The 21,799-nt window shown below is 68.7% G+C and carries 16 protein-coding genes; 5 read left to right on the top strand and 11 right to left on the bottom strand.

The annotated features are described in order from the left end of the window. Positions 1–36: 36 nt before the first annotated feature. From FHR73_RS10570 to hutC, 3 genes are all read left to right on the top strand, one after another. Positions 37–1,428 (top strand): cytosine permease, encoded by a 1,392-nt coding sequence (locus tag FHR73_RS10570; protein WP_183630997.1) that lies wholly within the window; start codon positions 37–39, stop codon positions 1,426–1,428. 50 nt (positions 1,429–1,478) lie between these two features. Next, the gene (gene hutH / locus FHR73_RS10565) at positions 1,479–3,011 is read left to right on the top strand and encodes a histidine ammonia-lyase (protein WP_183630996.1); all 1,533 of its coding nucleotides are present in this window, start codon (positions 1,479–1,481) and stop codon (positions 3,009–3,011) included. 76 nt (positions 3,012–3,087) lie between these two features. Next, positions 3,088–3,801, top strand: a complete 714-nt coding sequence (gene hutC, locus FHR73_RS10560) for a histidine utilization repressor (protein WP_183630995.1) — start codon at positions 3,088–3,090, stop codon at positions 3,799–3,801. 342 nt (positions 3,802–4,143) lie between these two features. Here the strand turns inward: hutC and FHR73_RS10555 are convergent, their stop codons facing one another. The 3 genes from FHR73_RS10555 to FHR73_RS10545 all read right to left on the bottom strand — a co-directional run bounded on the left by FHR73_RS10555 (position 4,144) and on the right by FHR73_RS10545 (position 7,295). Beyond that, entirely contained in the window at positions 4,144–4,752 is a 609-nt protein-coding gene (locus tag FHR73_RS10555; RefSeq protein WP_183630994.1) for an FMN-dependent NADH-azoreductase, read from the bottom strand. Positions 4,753–5,425: 673 nt separating this feature from the next. Further along, complete coding sequence (locus FHR73_RS10550; protein WP_183630993.1) at positions 5,426–6,799, bottom strand: PepSY domain-containing protein; 1,374 nt, start codon at positions 6,797–6,799, stop codon at positions 5,426–5,428. A gap of 88 nt (positions 6,800–6,887) precedes the next feature. After that, positions 6,888–7,295: a hypothetical protein gene (locus FHR73_RS10545; protein WP_183630992.1), complete on the bottom strand. Its 408-nt coding sequence runs from the start codon at positions 7,293–7,295 to the stop codon at positions 6,888–6,890. Positions 7,296–7,397: 102 nt separating this feature from the next. Here FHR73_RS10545 and FHR73_RS10540 point away from each other — a divergent pair, with 102 nt between their 5' ends. Continuing rightward, positions 7,398–7,943, top strand: a complete 546-nt coding sequence (locus FHR73_RS10540) for a GNAT family N-acetyltransferase (protein WP_183630991.1) — start codon at positions 7,398–7,400, stop codon at positions 7,941–7,943. On the opposite strand, the gene cobF is transcribed toward FHR73_RS10540, so the two are convergent. Beyond that, positions 7,910–8,671 (bottom strand): precorrin-6A synthase (deacetylating), encoded by a 762-nt coding sequence (cobF, locus tag FHR73_RS10535; RefSeq protein WP_183630990.1) that lies wholly within the window; start codon positions 8,669–8,671, stop codon positions 7,910–7,912. The genes FHR73_RS10540 and cobF overlap by 34 nt on opposite strands. A 203-nt stretch (positions 8,672–8,874) precedes the next feature. On the opposite strand from cobF, the gene FHR73_RS10530 reads away from it, so the two are divergent. Continuing rightward, a complete protein-coding gene (locus FHR73_RS10530; protein ID WP_260175675.1) occupies positions 8,875–10,008 on the top strand; it encodes an MFS transporter in 1,134 nt (377 codons plus the stop codon). Here FHR73_RS10530 and FHR73_RS10525 read toward each other — a convergent pair. The 7 genes from FHR73_RS10525 to FHR73_RS10495 all read right to left on the bottom strand — a co-directional run bounded on the left by FHR73_RS10525 (position 10,005) and on the right by FHR73_RS10495 (position 21,664). After that, the gene (locus FHR73_RS10525) at positions 10,005–12,617 is read right to left on the bottom strand and encodes an excinuclease ABC subunit UvrA (RefSeq protein ID WP_183630987.1); all 2,613 of its coding nucleotides are present in this window, start codon (positions 12,615–12,617) and stop codon (positions 10,005–10,007) included. The two genes, FHR73_RS10530 and FHR73_RS10525, sit on opposite strands and share 4 nt — an antisense overlap. Positions 12,618–12,731: 114 nt before the next feature. Beyond that, on the bottom strand, positions 12,732–15,128 hold the full coding sequence (locus FHR73_RS10520) for a TonB-dependent receptor (RefSeq protein WP_183630985.1): 2,397 nt from the start codon (positions 15,126–15,128) through the stop codon (positions 12,732–12,734). Positions 15,129–15,261: 133 nt separating this feature from the next. Further along, complete coding sequence (locus tag FHR73_RS10515) at positions 15,262–16,215, bottom strand: FecR domain-containing protein (protein WP_183630983.1); 954 nt, start codon at positions 16,213–16,215, stop codon at positions 15,262–15,264. Next, positions 16,212–16,727, bottom strand: coding sequence for a sigma-70 family RNA polymerase sigma factor (locus tag FHR73_RS10510; RefSeq protein ID WP_074584476.1), 516 nt, complete (start codon positions 16,725–16,727; stop codon positions 16,212–16,214). The genes FHR73_RS10515 and FHR73_RS10510 overlap by 4 nt, the downstream gene beginning before the upstream one ends. A gap of 232 nt (positions 16,728–16,959) precedes the next feature. Then, complete coding sequence (locus tag FHR73_RS10505; RefSeq protein ID WP_183630981.1) at positions 16,960–18,153, bottom strand: DUF2252 family protein; 1,194 nt, start codon at positions 18,151–18,153, stop codon at positions 16,960–16,962. 129 nt (positions 18,154–18,282) lie between these two features. Beyond that, entirely contained in the window at positions 18,283–19,914 is a 1,632-nt protein-coding gene (locus FHR73_RS10500; protein ID WP_183630979.1) for a methyl-accepting chemotaxis protein, read from the bottom strand. 349 nt (positions 19,915–20,263) lie between these two features. Further along, positions 20,264–21,664 (bottom strand): PLP-dependent aminotransferase family protein, encoded by a 1,401-nt coding sequence (locus FHR73_RS10495; RefSeq protein WP_183630977.1) that lies wholly within the window; start codon positions 21,662–21,664, stop codon positions 20,264–20,266. Between the last annotated feature and the right edge of the window lie 135 nt (positions 21,665–21,799).

Below are 21,799 nucleotides of genomic sequence, written 5' to 3'. Positions count from 1 at the left end.
AAGAGCGCCGTCCTGCGGCGCGGTGGAGCGCGACCCATGGCAAAGACCGGTACCCCCGTGATCGAGCGCCGCTCGATCGATTTCATCCCCGAGGCCGAGCGTCACGGCCGGCTCTACAGCCAGTTCACCCTCTGGCTGGGCGCCAATCTGCAGATCACCGCCATCGTCACGGGTGCCCTCGCCGTGGTGCTGGGGGGCGACGTCTTCTGGTCGCTGATCGGGCTGTTCATCGGCCAGCTTCTGGGGGGCGGGGTGATGGCGTTGCACGCCGCCCAAGGTCCGCGGCTCGGCCTGCCGCAGATGATTTCCAGTCGGGTACAGTTCGGCGTCTACGGCGCGGCGATCCCCATCGTGCTGGTGTGCCTGATGTACCTGGGTTTCACCGCCACCGGTACCGTGCTGTCCGGCCAGGCGATCGCGCAACTGGTCGGCATCAGCGACAGCGCCGGCATCCTGGTCTTTGCCGCCTGCATCGTGGTGGCCACGGTGCTCGGCTACCGCATGATCCACTGGGTCGGTCGGCTGGCCAGCGTGCTGGGCATCCTGGCCTTCTGCTATCTGTTCGCCCGGCTGATCAGCCTCGGTGACCTGGGCGCCTTGTTGCAGATCCGCCATTTCAGCTGGGCATCCTTTCTGTTGGCCGTGTCCTTGGCCGCCTCCTGGCAAATCGCCTATGGCCCCTATGTGGCGGACTATTCGCGCTACCTGCCGAGCGCGACCTCCAGCTGGAAGACCTTTGCGGCGGTAGGGGCCGGTTCGGTACTCGGCGCCCAGGTGGCCATGATCCTCGGTGTGCTGGCTGCAGCCCTGGCGAACGGGCAGTTCGCCGGGCGCGAGGTGGCCTACATCGTCGGCCTTGGCGGCAGCGGTGTGACCGCGGCGTTGCTGTACTTCAGCATCGCCTTCGGCAAGATCACCATTTCCACGCTCAACTCCTATGGCAGCTTCATGTGCATTGCCACGGTGATCAGCGGCTTTCGTGGTCATCTGGAGGTTTCGCGGCTGCAGCGCCTGGGCTTCGTGCTCGTCATCGTCGGGGCCGCCACCCTGGTGGCGCTGTTGGGCCAGCGAGAATTCCTCGGTGCCTTCAAGTCCTTCATCCTCTTCCTGCTGACCTTCTTCACGCCCTGGAGCGCGGTCAACCTGGTGGACTACTACGCCATCAATCACGGTCGCTACGACCTGGCAGCCCTCGCCGATCCGAACGGACGTTACGGCCGCTGGAACCCTGCCGGCCTGCTCGCCTATGGCGTCGGGGTGCTGATCCAGCTGCCGTTTCTCTCGACCAAGCTCTACACCGGCCCGCTGGTAGCACACCTGGGTGGTGTGGACATCTCCTGGATCATCGGCCTGCTGGTGCCGGCGATCCTCTATTACCTGCTTGCCCGTCGCCACGCGCTGCAGAGCGCACGACCGGTCGCAGCCTGAATGCCCTTGATCAATGCCGGCGTCCCGATGGCCCGGCTCTGGAGTCCTAGATGAACACCCTGACCCTGAAACCTGGCACCCTCGACCTGGCCCAGCTGCGCCAGGCCTATCGGCAGCCGCTGCGCGTCGAGCTGGATCCGGCCGCTCATGCCGCCATCGACGCCAGCGTGGCCTGCGTGGAAAGCATCCTGGCCGAAGGCCGGACCGCCTATGGCATCAACACCGGCTTCGGCCTGCTGGCCTCGACGCGGATCGCGCCGGCGGATCTGGAAAAGCTGCAGCGCTCCCTGGTGCTGTCCCATGCCGCCGGCGTGGGCGAGGCGCTGGACGATGACCTGGTGCGGCTGATCATGCTGCTCAAGGTCAACAGCCTGGCCCGCGGTTTCTCCGCCATTCGCCGCCAGGTCATCGAGGCGCTGATCGCCCTGATCAATGCCGAGGTCTATCCGCACATCCCGCTCAAGGGCTCGGTGGGGGCCTCGGGTGACCTGGCGCCGCTGGCGCACATGTCGCTGGTGCTGATCGGCGAGAGCAAGGCGCGCTACCGGGGCCAGTGGCTGCCGGCCCGCGAGGCGCTGGCGGTGGCGGGCCTGGCGCCCCTGACCCTGGCGGCCAAGGAGGGCCTGGCGCTGCTCAATGGCACCCAGGTGTCCACCGCCTATGCCTTGCGCGGCCTGTTCGAGGGTGAAGACCTGTTCGCCGCGGCCACGGTCTGCGGCGGCTTGAGCGTCGAGGCCATGCTCGGTTCCCGGGCGCCCTTCGATGCGCGCATCCATGCCGCGCGGGGCCAGCGTGGCCAGATCGACGTGGCCGCGGCCTATCGCGAACTGCTCACCGACAGCAGCGAGGTGTCCCGCTCCCATGCCAATTGCGACAAGGTCCAGGATCCCTATTCGCTGCGCTGCCAGCCCCAGGTGATGGGCGCCTGCCTGACCCAGTTGCGCCAGGCCGCCGAGGTGCTGGAGGTGGAAGCCAACGCCGTGTCCGACAATCCCCTGGTATTCGCCGAGGAGGGCGACGTCATCTCCGGCGGCAACTTCCACGCCGAGCCGGTGGCCATGGCCGCCGACAACCTGGCGCTGGCGCTGGCCGAGATCGGCGCCCTGTCGGAGCGGCGCATCTCGCTGATGATGGACCGGCACATGTCCCAGCTGCCGCCCTTCCTGGTGGAGAACGGCGGGGTCAATTCCGGCTTCATGATCGCCCAGGTCACCGCCGCGGCCCTGGCCAGCGACAACAAGGCCCTGGCCCATCCGGCCAGCGTCGACAGCCTGCCCACCTCGGCCAACCAGGAAGACCACGTGTCCATGGCGCCCAACGCCGGCAAGCGGCTGTGGGCCATGGCCGAGAATGTGCGCGGCATCCTCGCCATCGAGTGGCTGGGGGCCTGCCAGGGCCTGGACTTCCGGCATGGCCTGAAGAGTTCGGAACGTCTGGAAAGGGCGCGCAGCCTCTTGCGCGAGCAGGTGCCCTATTACCAGGAAGACCGCTTCTTCGCCCCCGACATCGAGGCGGCCAGCGCGCTGCTGGCCAGCGGTTGCCTGAACGCGCTGGTCACGCCGCGGCTGCTGCCGAGTCTCTGAGGATGACGCGGTCCGGCAGCCAGAGCGCCGGACCGCGCGTTATCATCGGCTTCCCATTTTCCGGCCCGGAGCTCGCGTGAGCAGCACGACACCCCCACGCTACAAGGTGATCGAGGACTTCCTGCTCGAACGCATCCAGGGTGGTGCCTACCCGGTGCATCACCAGATCCCCACCGAGGAGCAGCTGGCGCGGGATTTCGCCGTCAGCCGCATGACCGCCAACAAGGCCATCACCCGCCTGGTGCAGCAGGGCTACCTGACGCGCCAGGCCGGCCTCGGCACCTTCGTCATCGAGCGCAAGGCCGAGTCCTCGCTGCATGAGGTGATGAACATCGCCGCCGAGGTGCGCGCCCGGGGGCATGCGTATTCCAATGAGGTGCTGCGCAGCGAGGCCATCGCCGCCGACGACGAGGTGGCCTTGCGCCTGGGGCTGCGGATCGGCAGCCAGGTGTTTCACAGCATCCTGGTACATCGCGAGAATGGCCTGCCCATCCAGTTGGAAGACCGCTACGTCAATCCGCGCTGGGTACCGCACTACCTGGAAAGCGACTTCAGCCGCCAGACCCCCAACGAGGTGCTGGTGACCAGCTGTCCGATCAGCGATGTGGAACACATCGTCGAGGCGGTGCTGGCCAACGCCCAGACCGCCCGCTGGCTGGAGATCGCCGAGGGGGCGGCCTGCCTGTCGATGATCCGCCGGACCTGGTCGGACGAGCACCTGGTCAGTTACGTGCGGCTGTTGCATCCGGGCGACAGGTACAAGCTGAGCTCGACGACCCGGCATCGCTGAGGGGCATGGAGTGAGGAGGGGTGTTGGGCTTCGCTGCGCTCAACCCAACCTACGAGGGCATCGCCTGGGTAGTACCGCCCCCTCTCCCTCGGGGGAGAGAATTGGGGTGAAGGGTCTCGGCATCGCTGTTGGGCTTCGCTGCGCTCAACCCAACCTACGCGACTGTTCGCACGCGCCTTACCGCCCCCTCTCCCCTTGGGAGAGAGCTGGGGTGAGGGGGCTCGGCATCGCTGTTGGGCTTCGCTGTGCTCAACCCAACCTACGCGACTGTTCGCACGCGCCTTACCGCCCCCTCTCCCCTTGGGAGAAGGCTGGGGTGAGGGTAGCCCCTGCAGCCAGCGATCAGAGCTTGCCCACCAGGGCCACGGCGTCCTGTTTGGCCTGGTCGCGTGAAGCCTGGTCGACCTCGGCACCGAACAGGGTCTTTTCCACCACCACGGTATGCATCCGGTCGATGCCGACCATCTCGCACCAGGTGCGCAGATAGGACTCCTGGTGCTCCTGGCGATCCAGGGCTGCGCCGCGGGCCGCGATCACCAATGCCTGGCGGCCGCCGAGCATGCCGTTGAGGCCACGGTCGTCGAAGGTGAACAGCAGGTCCTTCTGGCTGACCACGTCGAACAGCTGCTTGAGCTTGTAGGGGATGCCGAAATTCCAGCAGGGCACGCCGAACACCAGCACATCGGCGGCCTTGAAGCGCTGAGCCAGTTCCTTGGCCACCTTCCAGGCGTGCTCCTGCTCGTTGCTGAGGGACTCGCCCTGGATGCCGGCGTACTTGGCGTCGAGGATGGGGCCGTCGAATTCCGGCAGGTCGCACTGCCAGGCGTCGAGGGTATCGACCTCGGCGTCGGGATGTTTGCCCTGCCAGGCCTGGATGAAGGCAGTGGCGACTTCCAGCGAGGCGGAGCGATCCTGGCGGGGCGAACCTATCACGTGCAACAGACGGGGCATGGCAGATCCTCGGAGGATGGGGATTGCGATAACTATAAGCGTCTCGCTGGGGTGCGCCAGCCTCAGGTGAGGTGTGCCGATGGATGGTCTGGGAGGCGGTTCCTGGCGTGACGTTGGGTGTGGGACGGGCCCTCACCCCAGCCCTCTCCCCGAGGGAGAGGGGGCGGTTTGGCGTGGGCGGGAGACTGCGCTCCTCGTAGGGTGGACAACGGCGCAGCCTTGTCCACGCGTTCGGCATGGGCACAGGTGGAAAACGCTGCGCGGTTTTCCACGCTACGGCTGCGACTTGGGGCGGGCCCTCACCCCAGCCCTCTCCCCGAGGGAGAGGGGGTGGTTTGGTGTGGGCGGGAGGCTGCGCTCCTCGTAGGGTGGACAACGGCGCAGCCTTGTCCACGCGTTTGGCATGGGCACGGGGGGAAACGCCGCGCGGTTTTCCACGCTACGGCTGCGATTTGGCGCGGGCTCTCACCCCAGCCCTCTCCTAGAGGGAGAGGGGGTGGTTTGGTGTGGGCGGGAGGCTGCGCTCCTCGTAGGGTGGACAACGGCGCAGCCTTGTCCACGCGTCCGGCATGGCACAGGTGGAAAACGCTGCGCGGTTTTCCACGCTACGGCTGGGCGAGGCTACGTAGGTTGGGTTGAGCGCAGCGAAGCCCAACAACCACCCACCCCCACCTCAGGCCGAACCGGCCTCGGTGCGCAGGGCCGGACCACGCAGGCCGAGCAGGGTGTCCACCACCAGGAACAGCAGCAGGCTGCCGCCCAGCACCGGCAGGCTCAGGCCGAGCAGCACGGCCGTCACCGGCACCAGCAGACGCGGCAGCGGCGGCAGCTGGCGCCAAAGGGCGATCAGGCCGGGTTGTGCCGGATCGCGGCTGGGGCGGCGGCGCCACCAGAGCAGATAGCCCCAGACGGTCATCACCAGCAGACCGAGGGCGATGGCCACCAGCACCAGCTGGTTGGCCAGGCCGAACAGCACGCCCATGTGGGCATCGATGCCCCAGCGGGTCAGCTTGGCCGGCAGCGAGTACTGGGCGAAGCGCACCTGATCGATCACCCTGAAGCTGGTCGGGTCGACGGCGACGGCGTCCACCTGGGTCGGCCAGCGGCGGTCGATCTCGCTGACCGTCCAGGCCTTGTCGGCGCTGCGCCCCGGACGGATCTCCAGTTTGCCGGCGTCGATGCCGGCGGCGCGGGCGCTGGCCAGCACCTGATCGAAGGTCGCCGGATCCAGCGGCGGCGCCATGGCCATGTGCATGGCGCCATGGTGGTCGGCGTGCTCGTCATGGGCCATAGCCGGCGCGGGGGCGGTGCCCAGGGCGGTCTTCACGCCCGGTGTGGACCAGCCGTAGTGGGCGCGCAGGACACCGATGTTGTCGCCGGCGAAGCGCGACCAGGTCAGGCCGGTGGCGGAGAGGAACAGCAGGCCACCCAGCAGCCAGACGCCGGTGCTGGCATGCAGGCCGCGCAGGCCGCGGGCCGGGCGGCGCTGGCGGCGGCGCACCAGCCACAGGGTCAGGCCGCCGAGGGCCGCGACCCACAGCCAGGAGGCGGCCAGTTCGCTGTAGAGACGACCGGGCTCGCCCAGCAGCAGGCTGCGATGGAACTGGTCGATGGTGGTGCGCAGCGGCAGGATGCCGCTGGTGCCATAGACCGGCAGATCGCCGCGGATGGCGCCGGTGACCGGATCGATGAACAGCGCCCGGTGGGTCGACTCGCCCAGCGATGGATCGTTGAACATCACCCGGGTGGTATCGCCCTCGGCAGGCGCCGGGCGCACCGCGCCCAGGGTCAGGGCGGGACCTACCGCTGCCTGGGCGATATGGATCTGCTCGGACAGCGGCAGGGGCTTGCCACGGCTGGGGGTATGCAGGGCCTCGGCATAGAGATGCGCCTCGAGTTGCGGCGTGAGGGCATAGATCAGGCCACTGGCAGCGGCCACCAGCAGGAAGGGGCCGACGAACAGACCGATGAGGAAATGCAGCCGCGCCAACAGCTGCAGCAGCGGCCCCGGCGTCTTGGCGACCGGAGCGGAGGGGTGCGAAGTCATAGCGTTCACCACGGATCGGCACGCGGCCAGGACACAGCCGCGTACGGGATTACGAAAAAGGGAGGACAGCAGTTTTCGTGGCCGGGTGTCAGGGAGCCTGGGGATGCAGCGTGGAGCGCCGCGCGCGGGGTGGCGGCGGCAGGGCGCTCCGGTAGTGAGGACGATGAGGATCGCCGGGGCGCAGCAGCCACTGCAGCACGACGGCGGTCAGCGTGGCGAGGAACAGGGTGGCGGCGAAGACGCAATCACCCGTGGGGGAAAGGGTGGTCACGGCGCCGCCCGGCAGGCCCGCATGCATGCCGGCCATGTCGCCCTGGGCGGTCTGGGCGTGCAGACCGTGATGGTGCTCGTGTGCCTGGGCCAGTGGCGGCAGGACCGGCAGGGTCAAGCGCGCCAGCATCTGGCCGTGGCCCAGGGCGCAGACGAGTCCGTTCAGCAGGATGCAGGCGAGCAGCATCCAGGCGAGCGAAGCGCGCGGGGAACGGACGGTTATCATGGCGAGGGACTGTATCATCGTCGCGGGCGACGCACAGCCCGGCCGGCGCGGCCCTGCGCCGAAATGTCGCGCCCCTGCCGCTGCCGGAGAGACGAACAGGACATGAGCGAAGCGCCACCCCTCACCCTCGAACGGCTCACCGTGGCGGATGACGAGACGCTGGGCTTTCTGCTGGCGAGCTATCGCGAGGTGTTCGGTAGCCGGATCGAGGCGACGGCCGTACCGCGGGATCTACAGCGCTTCGCCGACCACTATGGCGCGGGTCGTGGCTGCCTGCTGCTCGCCCGGGGCAGCGCCGGAGAGCCTATTGGCAGTATCGCCTATCGACCCTACGACCGGCGCTTTCCCCAGCTGGCCTATCCCGGCGAGCGGGTGGTGGAGGTGGTGCGGCTGTTCGTGGCGCCCCGACTGCGGCGCCAGGGCCTGGCGCGACGGTTGTTCGCGGCGCTGCTGGCCCAGGCGCGGCGCGACGCGGTCGAGCGCCTCTATCTGCACACCCATCCCTTCCTGCCCGGGGCCGAAGCCTTCTGGCTGGGCCAGGGCTTCCAGGTCGTCGTACGGGAGACGGCCTTGCCCTGGCAGACCCTCCATCTGGATCGACGCCTGGACAGCCCTCAGGCGTCCGCCGGGCCCCGACAGAGCAGATAGGTATCCATGATCCAGCCGTGCGCTTCGCGCGCGGCGCTGCGGACCCGATGGATCTCCTCGGCCACCTCCTGCAGCGGACCGGCGATGAGGATCTCGTCCGCCGTGCCCACATAGGCACCCCAGTAGATGTGCAGGCCGGGCTCGTCCAGGCGGCGATAGGCTTCGTGGGAATCGAGCATCACCACCAGACTGTCCAGGTGCTCCGGAAAGCGCTCCAGCCGCCGGCCGGGGGTGATCTCCAGGGCCTGGCCGATGCGATTGAGCGGCACCCGGTGGCGCGCGGCCAGGGCCTGGACGCTGGAGATGCCGGGGATCACCTCGTAGTCGAAGTCCAGCCGGCCCTCGCGCCGGATCGCCGCCAGGATGCGCAGGGTGCTGTCGTACAGCGCCGGATCGCCCCAGACCAGGAAGGCGCCGCATTCGTCGTCCGCCAGCTCCTGCTCGATCATCTCCACCATCAGCGCCTGCTTGGCGGCATTGAGGTCGTCTACCGCCTGGCGATAGTCGCCTTCGCGGCGGCGCTCGGGGATGGGCGCGGTGACGAAGCGATAGTCCGCCTGGCGGATGTGGCGGGCGCAGATGGTTTCGCGCAGGTGGATCAGGCTGTCCTTTTCCGTGCCCTTGTCGAACAGGAAGAAGGTACTGGCACGATTGAGGGCGGCGACGGCCTGGAGGGTGAGGTAGTCGGGATCGCCGGCGCCGATGCCGATGACCAGCAGGGTCTTCATGGGGTGGCCTCGAGGAAAAGAGCAGCGCCCAGTGTAACGGGGGATGTCTCGTCCGTAGAGACTCGGGCAATCGTCATGCTACTTTCGACCGGTTTGCCTGCCGCCAGGCAGGGATGGACAGGATCGAGGGGGACAGGCGCGTGACGATGACGGCGAGCTGGCGACGGATACCCCGCGGGGTCTGGATTCTGGGTGGGGTGAGCATGTTCATGGACATCTCTTCGGAGATGATCCACAGCCTGTTGCCGCTGTTTCTGGCCACCGGCCTGGGCCTGAGCGTGCTCTATATCGGCATTCTCGAAGGGGTGGCCGAGGCGACCGCGCTCATCACCAAAATCTTTTCCGGCGTAATCAGCGACTACCTGGGCAAGCGCAAGGGCCTGGCGGTGCTGGGCTATGGCCTGGGCGCCCTGAGCAAGCCGCTGTTCGCCCTGGCCAGCGGTGCCGGCCTGGTGTTCGGCGCGCGCTTCATGGATCGCATCGGCAAGGGCATCCGCGGGGCGCCGCGCGACGCCCTGGTGGCCGACGTCACGCCGCCGGAGATCCGCGGCGCCGCCTATGGCCTGCGCCAGTCGCTGGACACCTTCGGTGCCTTTCTGGGCCCGCTGCTGGCGGTGGGGCTGATGCTGCTCTGGGCCAACGATTTCCGCGCGGTGTTCTGGGTGGCGGTGATCCCGGCCTTCATCGCCGTGGCCTTGTTGTATTTCGGACTGGACGAACCCAAGGCGGCCATCGTCCAGGCGCGCACCAATCCGCTGACTCGCAGCCAGCTGCGCAAGCTGCCGGCGGCCTTCTGGCAGGTGGCGCTGCTCGGTGGCGTCTTCACCCTGGCGCGCTTCAGCGAAGCCTTCCTGGTGCTCAAGGCCGAGCAGGTGGGCGTGCCCCTGGCGCTGGTGCCGCTGGTGATGGTGGGCATGCAGCTGGTGTTCTCGCTGTCGGCCTATCCGCTGGGGGCGCTGTCCGACCGGGTCAGCCATCGCGCGCTGCTGGCCTGGGGCCTGGTGCTGCTGATCCTGGCCGACCTGGCCCTGGCCTTCAGCAGCGGCTGGACCGGCCTGGCCGTGGGCGTCGTGCTCTGGGGCCTGCACATGGGCATGACCCAGGGCCTGCTCGCCGCCATGGTCGCCCGCACCGCCCCGGCCGAGTTGCGCGGCACCGCCTTCGGCCTGTTCAACCTGGTCAGCGGCATCGCCCTGTTGCTGGCCAGCAGCATCGCCGGCGCGCTCTGGCACTTCCTCGGCTCCGCCGCCACCTTCCAGTTCGGCGCCCTGGCGGCAGCGCTGACCCTGCTGGTGCTGGCGGCCTGCCGCCGCAGCGTGGCACCGCTGGCCAGCTAGTCGAACAAGGGCCGCAGATAGGGCGCCGTAGGGCTGGCGGGATCGTCCGCCACCGTTCGTGGCGTGCCGCAGGCCACGATGCGGCCGCCGGCGGTGCCGGCGCCGGGGCCGATGTCGATCAGCCAGTCGCTGCCGGCCACCACCTGCAGGTTGTGCTCCACCAGCACCACCGTGTTGCCTTCGTCGACCAGGCCGTGCAGCTGGCGCATCAGGCGCTCCACGTCGGCCGGGTGCAGACCGGTGGTGGGTTCGTCCAGCACATAGAGGGTGGTGCCGCGGCTGGTGCGCTGCAGCTCGGTGGCCAGCTTGATGCGCTGGGCCTCGCCGCCGGAGAGCTCGGTGGCCGGCTGGCCGAGCCGCAGATAGCCCAGGCCGATGTCGGCCAGTACCCGCAGCGCTCGCGCCACCGCGGCTTCCTCGGCGAAGAAGGCCAGGGCTTCGTCCACCGTCAGGCCGAGCACCTCGGCGATGGTCTTGCCCTGCCAGCGCACCTCCAGGGTCTCGGGGTTGTAGCGGGCGCCCTGGCAGGTGGGGCAGGCGGCATAGACGCTGGGCATGAACAGCAGTTCGACGCTGACGAAGCCTTCGCCCTCGCAGGTCGGGCAGCGGCCCTTGGCGACGTTGAAGGAGAAGCGTCCGGCGTCGAAACCTCTTTCCCGGGCCTCCGGGGTGGCGGCGAACAGCTTGCGCACCCCGTCGAACAGGCCGGTGTAGGTGGCCAGGTTGGAGCGCGGGGTACGGCCGATGGGCTTCTGGTCCACCGGCACCAGCCGGCGGATGCCGCCAAGGCCGTCGACCACCTGGCCAGTGGTGGCGGGCAAGGCGTCGCCGTCCAGTTCCGGGGCGTCGTCACCGTCCTCGGCGGCGCGCTGGCCCAGCTCGGCGCCCACAAGTTCCAGCAGCGCCTGGCTGACCAGGCTGGACTTGCCCGAACCGGAGACGCCGGTCACCGCGGTCAGACAGCCCAGCGGAAAGGCGGCATCCAGGTCCACGAGGTTGTTGCGGGTGACCCCGGCCAGCCGCAGCCAGCCCTGGGGTTCACGGGGCGGCCGGGTCTCGCGTTGCGGGGCGGCGAACAGATAGCGCGCCGTCACCGATTCCTCGATCTCGGCCAGGCCGGCGGGCGGACCGCTGTAGAGCACCCGGCCACCGCCTTCGCCGGCCGCGGGACCGACATCCACCAGCCAGTCGGCGCGCTTCATGGTGGCCAGGTCGTGCTCCACCACGAACAGCGAGTTGCCCTGGGCCTTGAGCCCGTCGAGGGCTTCCAAGAGGGATTCGCCATCGGCCGGATGCAGGCCGGCGGAGGGTTCGTCCAGCACATAGACCACGCCGAACAGCTGGGACACCAGCTGGGTCGCCAGGCGCAGCCGCTGCAATTCACCGGAGGACAGGGTGGTGGTGCTGCGCTCCAGCGCCAGGTAACCGAGGCCGAGGCGGGTCAGGGTCTGCAGCCGTTCCAGCAATTCGCTGGCCATGCGCTGGGCGGCCAGGCGTTTTTCCGGGGACAGATCGGGAGTACGGCGCACGTCCGGCGCGCCGGCGTGGTCGCTGCCGCCGGCGGCCTTGCGCCGGGCGCGATCCTGCTGGCCGGCCTTGGCGTCCAGCACGCGGGCATCCTTCGCCTCGTCGAAATCGCCGGCGGCGACCCGGCGCAGCAGCACGGTGAGGTCGTCCAGCGGCAGCCGCGACAGCTCGCCGATGTCCAGGCCGGCAAAGGTCACCGAGAGCGCCGCCCGGGTCAGCCGCTTGCCGTGGCACAGCGGACAGGTCTGGCCAATCATGAAGCGCGCCGCGCGCTGCTTCATCTTGGCGCTCTGGGAATTGGCGAAGGTGTGCAGCACATGGCGCCGCGCCCCGGTATAGGTGCCCTGGTAGCTGGGCTCGGCCTTGCGCTTGAGCGCGGCGCGGGTCTGTTCGGGGGTTAGGCCGGCATAGACCGGGACGGTGGGCTGCTCCTCGGTGAAGAGGATCCAGTCACGCTGCCGTTGCGGCAGGTCGCGCCAGGGGATGTCGACGTCATAGCCAAGGGTCACCAGGATGTCCCTCAGATTCTGCCCGCCCCAGGCGGTGGGCCAGGCGGCGATGGCGCGCTGGCGGATGGTCAGCGCGGGATCCGGCACCATGGAGGCCTCGGTCACCTCGTAGACCCGGCCCAGGCCGTGGCACTCGGGGCAGGCACCCTGGGGCGTATTGGGCGAGAAGTCCTCGGCATAGAGCATCGGCTGGTCGGCGGGATAGCGCCCGGCGCGGGAGTAGAGCATCCGCACCAGGCTGGACAGCCCGGTTACGCTGCCCATGGACGAACGACTGTTGGGCTGGCCACGCTGCTGTTGCAGGGCCACCGCCGGTGGCAGGCCCTCGATGGCTTCCACCTGGGGTACCCCGACCTGGTCGATCAGTCGCCGCGCATAGGGCGCCACGGATTCGAAATAGCGGCGCTGGGCCTCGGCATAGAGGGTGCCGAAGGCCAGCGACGACTTGCCCGAGCCGGACACCCCGGTAAAGACCACCAGGGCATCGCGGGGGATGTCCACGTCGACGTTCTTCAGGTTGTGCTCGCGGGCACCGCGGACGGAGACGAAACCGGGACGGGGGGAAGAGGGCATGGCGTGCGGAAACCTTGGCTGAGAGCGTGCAGACTCGGACCGCGTCAGGGGGCAAAGGATCGCTGGGCGATGGCGGACGCCGGGACGGAGGTCTCGGCGCCCGCCTGTCCAGGCTCAAAAGTTGTAGCTGACCGACAGCGTCGCGTTGCGCGGCGCACCGTAGTTGCCACTGGTGGCGTTGTTGTACAGCGACAGCAGGTATTTGCGGTCGGTGAGGTTGTTGACGTTGAGCTGGGTGCTCCAGTGCTCGTCGAAATCGTAGCTGCCCAGCACATCGACCAAGGCATAGGCGTTCTGGTGGATACGGCTGTTGTTGTCGTTCTCGATACCGCTCTGCCATCTCAGCCGCGCGCCGACCTTGGCCTGGGGCAGGCCTGGCAGGCGATAGGTCGCCAGGCCGCGCAGGCTGTGGCTGGGCACGAATTTGCGGGCCCGCTCGCCGTCCGCGTCGTCGATGCGGACATAGGTGTAGCCGGCCAGCAGGTCCAGGCCGGGCAGCGCCTCGCCGGAGACCTGGAGTTCCAGGCCATGGCTGCGGTAGTCGGTGGTGTCATAGAGATAGCGTGAACCGGCGAGCACCGAGGTGGCGGCCACGTTGCGCTGCTCGGTCTTGAACACCGCGGCGGTCAGGCTCAGGCGATCGTCGAACAGGCTGCCCTTGACCCCGGCTTCCAGACTCTTGCCCTCCAGCGGATCGAGCAGCCGACCGTCCAGGCCGAAGCTGTATTGCGGGCTGAAGATCTTGGTCCAGCTGGCATACAGGCTCCATTGCGGACCCAGGTCATAGACCAGGCCGGTGTAGGGCGTGACCTCGCCATGGGCACGGGTGTAGTAGGCATCGCCATAGCTCAGGCCGCTGGCATCGGCGCTGAGCATCCGCGCACCGACGATCCAGTGCAGGTCGTCGATCAGGTTGAAGCGGGCGCCGGCGAACAGGCTCTTCTGGCGGTCGGTGAAGTCCTGGGTATGGCCAATGTCGTCGGTGTAGTGCAGCGACGGCTCGGGAACGCCGGCCAGGGAGCCGGAGAGCGTGGTGGGGTAGTAGCCGTCCTCGGCGAGGATCTTTTCCCGCAGCTTCTGGTGGGTCCGGCCGTAGCTGGCGCCCAGGGTGAGTTCGTGGTCGCGGCCGAACAGTTCGAAAGGACCGGACAGCCGGGCCTCGCCGATCAGCTGGTGCGCCTTGCTGGCGGAGTGGTCGCCGAAGGCGGTGGCGTCGTCGCCGTTGACGCCGAAGATGTAGTACATGTCGGCGTTCTGCCGCTCGGTCACGCCGGTCGCCGTGAGGATACCCTGCCAGCCGTTGCCGAAGTCGTGGGTGAATTCACCGAAGACCCGCTGGGTATCCAGATTCCAGTAGGTCCAGTCCTGGCCGATGCTGGAACTGCGACGGCCGTAGTGCAGCGGATCGCCGCTCGCGTCGGCCAGCGGCAGGTTGCCCCAGGAGCTGCCATTGGCATCGCTGTTGTGCTGGGAGAAACCCAGGGTCAGGGTGTCGGCGTCGCTGAGGTCGAAGGCCACCAGACCGGCCGCTATGTTCTTTTCATGGCCATAGCGATCCAGCCAGGAATTGCCCTTGTCGTGGGCGTAGATGAAGCGTCCGCGCACGTTGCCGGTCTCGGTCAGGGGGCCGGAGACATCGGCATCCACCCGGCGGTTGTCCCAGGAACCGACGCTGGCGCCGAGCTTGGCCTGGAATTCGGCGGTGGGCCGCTTGCGGACGAAGTTGACCGCGGCGGAGGGGTTGCCGGTGCCACTCATCAGGCCATTGGCCCCGTGCAGGACATCCACCTGCTCGTATTCCGCCAGATCCTGATCGCCCACCAGGGTGGTGCTGACGAAGGGCATGCCCATGCCGTCGTACTGGAAGCTGTTGATGTCGAAGCCGCGCGAGGTGAACTGGGTACGATCGGTCTCGATTTGCTCGACGGTCACCGATGGCGCGGCGCGCAGGGCTTCCTTGATGCTCTGCAGGCGGAAGTCCTCGACCTGATCGCGCGTCAGGGTGGTGATCGCCTGGGGCGTCTGGCGTTCGCTCAGACCCAGGCGCGTGGTGCTGGTGCTGACGGGGCGCCGGTAGCCGACATCGGCGCCGCCGCCTGCGGCACTGGCCTGGATGACGGTCTCGGGCATGGCCAGGGTGGCCTCGGCGCTGCCACCTTCCAGGGCGTAGATACCGGCACCGCGTTCGCTCCAGCGATAGCCGCTACCACGCAGCAGGTGCTCGAAGCCCTGGTCGAGGGTATAGCGGCCCTGCAGCCCCGGACTGCTGCGACCGGCCAGCGGCGCCGGATCGAACACCAGCTGGACGCCGGCCGTGGCGGCGAAGCGCGCCAGCACGGCGTTCAGCGGACCCGCGGGAATCCGGTAGTCACGCCCCTCCGCGGCGGCCAGGGCCGGCAGGGGCAGCAGGGCCAGTCCGGCACCGGGCAGGGGCACGCCCTGCAGGGCGACGGCCAGGATCAGCGGGGTGAAGCGTCGGGTGCCGGGTTGCTGCCGGTGGATCTTTGCCATGTCGTGTTGCCGTCCTCTAAAGCGCACCAGGCGCGGGCTGCCACCGCTCCCCATGAGGGTGTCTGCAGCTATCCCGGACGAGCGCGGCAAAGTGCTCAGGGGGCGCGGACTTTTTTTGCGACGTCGTTGACGTTCAAGGCGCGCCCACCGCCACCCAGTAGCGGGTGCGGCGGGTGATGCGGATCGGCAGGGTGCGTTGCAGCGCCAGCAGGGCCTGGTCGGTGTCGTCCAGTGACAGGGCGCCGGACACCCGCAGCCCGGCGACAGCCGGATCGCAGCGCAGCAGGCCAGGGCGATAGCGACCCAGTTCGGCCAGTACCTCGGCCAGCGGGCGGTCGTGGGCGACCAGCATGCCGCGCGTCCAGAGGCTGGCATCCTCGTCCACCGGAGCGCGGCGCTGCACGCCGCGGGCATCGAACCAGGCCTGTTGCCCGGCAGCCAGCCGCACGGCAGCGCCCCGTTGCGGACGCAGCTCCACGCCGTGGGCGAAGACCGCGACCTGGCACAACCCCTCTTCCAACCGCACGCTGAAACGGGTACCCAGGGCCTCGATCTCGCCCTGCGCCAGGTCGATCACGAAGGGGCGGCGCGGCACGACCGGATCGGCATGGGTGGTCACCAGCACCTCGCCGCGGCGCAGGTGCAGGCGGCGGATGCCTTCGTCGAAGCGTACGTCCAGGGCGGAGTCGCTGTTCAGCACCAAGTGGCTGCCATCGGCGAGCAGCAGGGAGCGCCGCTCGCCGATGGCGGTCGTCAGCTCGTCGCCCCGCGCGTCCAGTGGCAGGGTGCGCAGGGCCAGCCAGCCGCTGGGAGCCCCTACCAGCAGGGCGGTAAGCAGGCGCAGGGTGCGCCGCCGGCTGAGGGCGCGGTCACCTGCGCGGCGTAGCGCCGGCTGACCGATATCCGGCGGAACGCTGGCGAAGGTACCCATGATCCGCTCGGCCCGTGCCCAGGCCGCGCGATGGGCCTCGCTCTGCGCCCGCCAGCGCTCGAAGGCCTGGCGCTGCGCCTCGTCGGTGTCGTCGAAGTTCAGCGCGAGCAGCCACTCGGCCGCTTCTTCGAGCAGCTGCGGCGCGGGAGGATTCATGCTTCGCCGGCCACCAGGCAAGCCACCAGGGCGCGCTGGATGTAGCGGCGTACGGTGATCACCGCCAGATCCAGCCGCACGGCGATCTCGGCCAGGGTCAACCGCTGGAATTGCGCCAGCAGAAAGGCCTCCCGTACCGGGCCGGGCAGGCCGTCGAGCATGGCATCGATGCGCAGCAGGGCGTCGACGATCAGCCAGTGCGTCTCTGGCGAAGGCACCTGGGCCTCAGGCAGATGGGCGATGGCTTCGCGATAGGCGCGCTCCACCTCCTGGCGTCGCCAGAGGTCGATCACCAGCCCCTTGGCCACCTGCACCAGATAGCGCCGCGAGTCCTCACGCAGCGGCAACCGTCCGGAGCTGAGGATGCGCAGATAGGTGTCCTGGGCGATGTCCGCCGCATCCGGCGCGTTGCCCAGCCGCCCGCGCAGCCAGCCGCTGAGCCAGCCGTGATGATCGCGATAGAGCCGATCCAGGGCAACGGTGGGCGAGCCGGAAGACAGGGCAGGGCGCATGGAAGATCCTTGGCGCGAACGCCGGTCTTAAATGATAAAGCGTCTCATTTTAGTTAAAGGCTGGAGGTCGCACAATGCGTGATCGAGCGGATCGACGAAGCGGGCAGGTGGCCGAAGGGCAGGTGGGCGCCGCCTGCCGCTCCCGGGGTGGACCGGGCAGGCCGTTGGAGAAGGGGCGTGAGCGAGAAGCGCGGGCCGAGGCGGTTAGCCTCGGGCCGGTCTCACGGTGGCCTCAGTCCTGCGCATGCTCCAGCGCATAGGCGCGGCAGTGGGCCAGATAGCCCATCTCGTGGGCGCCCACCAGCTGCACTACGCTGCTCCACAGCCAGGAGGGCGCATCCAGGGTGCGGGTGCGATTGCGTTGCAGATCGCTCATCCACTCGACGCGGGTGGCCAGGTCCATCTGCCGGGCGTGGGCGCGGCCGACCACCCGGGCCAGGTAGGCCGCGGCGCTCATGGCTTCGCGGGCGCTGAGTTCGTCCAGCTCCAGCTTGAGATCCTGGGGCAGCAATTCGCGAATGAAGAAGGAATGCTCCAGCATGCGCACCGCCAGCATGCGATTGCCCAGGGCCGGGGAGAGTTGGCGCGCGCCTTCCACCACCCGCTTGCCGTTGTCGCGGGGCATGGTGGCATGGGCCACGCGCGGGGCGGCGGCGGCCACTGCCTGCTTGACGTCGATCAGGCAGTAGTCCTGGTCGTCGCCATCGTCCACGCCCAGCAGCACGGCGTAGCGGCGCAGCCCCAGGGAGCTGCAGCCCTTGACCCAGTAGGCGCTGTCGAGCAGTTCGACGCGGCTGTCATGGCTGCGACCCTTGAGCGAGGTCACCAGGGCATGGATGCCCGGGCTCTCGCACAACTCGGCGATGGCCAGGCGCTCGGCCTTGCTCAGTTGCCAGAAATGCTTGCCCAGCGGCAGCTTGGGCCGGGTGTGCTCCATGCGCTCCTTGGCCAGGTGCTTCCAGGTGCGCTGCACCGCGCTGCGCATCCCGGCCTTGACCTGGGCCGGCCGTGGCACCTCGCGTTCGAGATCGTCTTCGAAGGCCACCTCGTAGCCGCGCATCATCTCTTCGAGCATCCGCGCCGTGGTCACCCCGGGCAGGTCGGAGCCGCGCGCCGCCGTCGCCAGCGACAGTGCCAGGCGTACCAGATCGTGGGCCGGATTGCCGACCACGGTCTGGTCCAGGTCGCGGATGTTGACTTCGGTGGAGCCGTGCAGATCGCCGGTGGGCCCCAGGTTGCCGGCATGGCAATCACCGCAGATCCACACCGCCGGCCCATTGGGCAGGTTGCGACCGGGCTGGCTGTGCAGCCACTCGTAGAACTGCACCGTGCTGCCGCGCACGTAGGCATGGGCGGAACGGGCCATTTTCAGATTGCGCAGCTGGTTGAGGCGGGGCAGACGATCGATGGGACGCGGGGTTTTCATGCAGGGCGCAGGCCTTGAGGGAGACGCCTTTGTGACCGTTGCGCCAAGAGAATGTTGCGAGGTGTTTCGGCAAGTCGATCCCGGGCAGGTGCCGGGATCGATGAAGTGCGGGGCGGGGGAGGCCTGGCGCTAGCAGCGGAACTGGCTGATCTGGCGATTCAGGTCGTTGGCCAGGGCGTCCAGGGACGCCGCGGTCTGCACCGTCTCGCCGATGGCTTCGCTGTTCTGCTGGGCCATCTGCGCCAGGCGTTCCACGGTACGGGCGACGTCGTGGCTGGCAGCGGTCTGCTCGCGCAGGGCCAGGGAGATCTGGTTGACCACCCGCACCACCTTGTCCGAGGCGGTGTTGATGCTGACCACCGCCTCACCCGCCTGGTTGGCCAGGTCGACCCCGCCGTTGACCTGGCGGACGCCCACTTCCATGTCGCTCATGGCCGCCTGGGTCGCGGCCTGGATCTTCTCGATCATGGCGGCGATCTCCTGGGTGGAATTGGTGGTGCGTTGCGCCAGCTGGCGCACCTCGTCGGCCACCACGGCGAAGCCGCGTCCCTGTTCGCCGGCCCGCGCCGCCTCGATGGCGGCATTCAGCGCCAGCAGGTTGGTCTGGTCGGCGATGCCCTTGATCACGCTGACGATGGAGGACACCCGCTCGGAATGCTCCCCCAGTTCGCCGATGCGGGTGGCCGAGGACTGCACGGTACCGGCGATGGATCTCATGCTGTCCACCGAGGCCTGGATGGTCTGGCCGCCATCCTGGGCCAGCCGGCACGACTGGCTGGAGAGGTCATGGGCTTCCCCGGCATTGTCCGAGACGTGGTTGATGCTCACGGTCAGCTCTTCCACGGTGGCCGCCATGCTGGAGGCGGCGCTGGACTGTTCCTGGGCGGCGGCGGACAGCTGCTGGGAATTGGCCGAGATGCTGTGGGAGGCGGCGACCAGGTGATCGGTGCCCTGCTTGATCCCCTGGATCATGCCGCGCAGCTTGTCCTGCATCTGGCCGAAGGCGGTCAGCAGCTGGCCCAGCTCGTCGCGCCCACCGGCCGGAATCGGCGAATCCAGCTGGCCGGCGGCGATGGTGCGGGCGACGGCGACGGTCTGGGCCAGCCGGCCCACGATGGTGCGGGTCAGCGACCAGGCGATGCCCAGCGCCAGCAGGGTGGCGAGCAGGCCGCCACTGATCAGGATCGTCATGGCCTGCTGCTTGGCGTCGTCCATCGACTGGGTGCGGTCGTCCAGCAGGCGGTTTTCGCGGGTCTTGAGCTGCGCCAGCAACTCGCGCATGCCATCCATCCTGCCCTTGTCCTGGGCGGTGGCGATGCGCGCGATCAGGGCATCCAGCGGCTGGGTACCGGCATTGACCTGCCGGCGCAGCGCCAGGATCTGCTGCACGGACTCATTGTTCCACTGCTGCTTGGCCTGGCCCAGCTGAGCCAGGCCGGCCTGCTGCTCGGGATTGTCGCGGGTGAGTTGGGTGAGTTCCTGCAACTGCTCGGCGAATTGCTGCTCGCCCTTGTTCAGGGGATCGAGAAATTCCTCCTTGCCGGTCAGGGCGAAACCACGCATGCCGGTTTCCATGTTGACCAGCGCCAGCAGGGCCGCGTCCGAATCCTGCAGGACGTGGTAGGAGTGGATGTTCTGCCGGACGGCCTGGTTGACCTGGGTGAAGCCCTGCCAGGCTGCCAGGATCAGTGCCAGGATAACGACCAGAATGGCGCCGAAGCCGAGTCTGAGTTTGTTCGAGATGGTCAGCTGTTGCAGCATGCAAAGGCCTCACGCGCCAGGTTATCGACTCACGCCCAGGGGGCAGACGTTTGGGGTACAGCGAGCTAGCGGAGGGGAACGCGACTGATCCGTGTCTTGCGCCGACGGCGGGGAAGCGTGGCTCCTGGTAGTGCGGGTACCGCAGGTGACGCCGCTCGCGCCGCTCCCTGCGGAATAGGTGCCGAAAAAAGGTGGCTTTCCGATCGAGAGGGGCAGGCTAGAGCCTCCGAGCCTGGTCTTTGAGTGGTCGCCCCTGAAAAAGTTTTATGTGACTCAGTAAACATTCTTGCGCTTCGGAGCGGCGCTGGCGGAAGGCCCGCCGCGGAGGACAAGGGCGAAGAACGCGCCGTCAGCGTTCCAGTCGGGCCAGTCGCCGGGCCAGTTCGCCGGCTTGCGCCGCGCTGGCGACATTGGTGAAGCCCAGCAGCAGCCCCTGGGCCTGGGGCGCTTCCAGATACCAGCGCGACAGGGCCTGGACCGCCAGGCCGTCAGCCCGGGCGGCCTCCGCCCAGCGGCGATCATCGCCCTGGGTCAGGCGTGCCAGCAGGTGCAGGCCGCCGGCCTGCAGATCGATCCGCGCCGCGTCGCCCAGGGCGGTCGTCAGCGCCTCGGCCAGCCACTGGCGGCGCTGCCGGTAGAGACTGCGCATGCGGTTGAGATGGCGGGCGAAATGCCCCTCTTCCAGAAAGCTCGCGACCGTGGCCTGCAGCAGCAGGGGCGCGTGGTTGTGCAGCCGGTCGGCGCTGTGGCCGAAGGCCGCGACCTGCGCGGGCGGCACCACCAGGTAGGCGAGGCGCAGGCCGGGAAACAGCACCTTGCTGAAGGTCCCGCTGTAGAGGACCCGACCGCCATCATCCAGGCTCTTGAGCGCGGGCAGCGGCTTGCCCTGGTAGCGGTATTCGCTGTCGTAGTCGTCCTCGATGATCCAGGCGTCCTGCCGCCCCGCCCAATCCAGCAATGCCAGCCGCCGGGGCAGGGCGAGGGACACGCCCAGCGGACTCTGGTGACTGGGGGTGACCAGGGCGCAACGGGCAGCCGGCGCCCGGGCGAGACCGGCGTCGACGTCCAGTCCCGCCGCGTCCACGGGCACCGGCACCAGTGCCAGGCCGGCGTCCTGCAGCGCCTGGCGGGCGATGAAATAACCGGGCTCCTCGAACCAGCAGGCATCGCCGGGCGCCAGCAGCGTCTGGACGATCAGATCCAGGCAGGCGCGATAGCCCGCGCAGACGAACACCTGCTCCGGACCACAGGCGATCCCGCGGGACAGGCCCAGGTAGGTGGCGAGGGCGGTGCGCAAACCGGCGTGACCCCGGGCATCGGGATACACCAGCCCTTCCAGGCCCTGGCTGCGCAACTGTCGCGCGGCCAGGCGCGTCCAGCCTTTGCGCGGAAAGGCGTCCAGCGCCGGCAGGCCCAGCTGCAGCGGCAGGGGCGCGCCGCCGGCATGGGTCGCCGAGGCGTCCGGTGAAGAGGGCACGGCGGGTGGTGCAGCGGCCGGGCGACTCCACTGGGGCGAGACGATGGTTCCGGCCGGACCGCGCGGCAGCAGAAAGCCCTCGGCGATCAGCTGCTGGTAGGCCATCTCCACCGTCCCCCGGGCCACGTTCAGCTCCGCCGCCAGGGCGCGCACCGCGGGTACCCGATCACCGGGCCGCAGGCGGCCGTCGTCCAGTGCCTGGCGAAAGCGCTGGTAGAGCTGCCGATAGAGCGGCAGGGCAAGGCGGCTGTCGAGGGCGGCGGTAAGGGTCATGGCCTGGTCGTTTGGTTCTTTCTTGGCCCTATAGCCTAGGCCATTGGCCGCCTAGAGTGGGCGCAGCTTTCCCGGAGGCGCCCGCCAGGGCCTCAGCATTCAGCTACCTGGAGGGCCCGGCCGACGTTGCCGAGA

The sequence above is a fragment of the Pseudomonas sp. AS2.8 genome (assembly GCF_014190935.1).
In the GTDB taxonomy this organism is placed as follows: Bacteria; Pseudomonadota; Gammaproteobacteria; order Pseudomonadales; family Pseudomonadaceae; genus Chryseomonas.
This window is presented reverse-complemented; position numbering and strand designations above follow the sequence as displayed.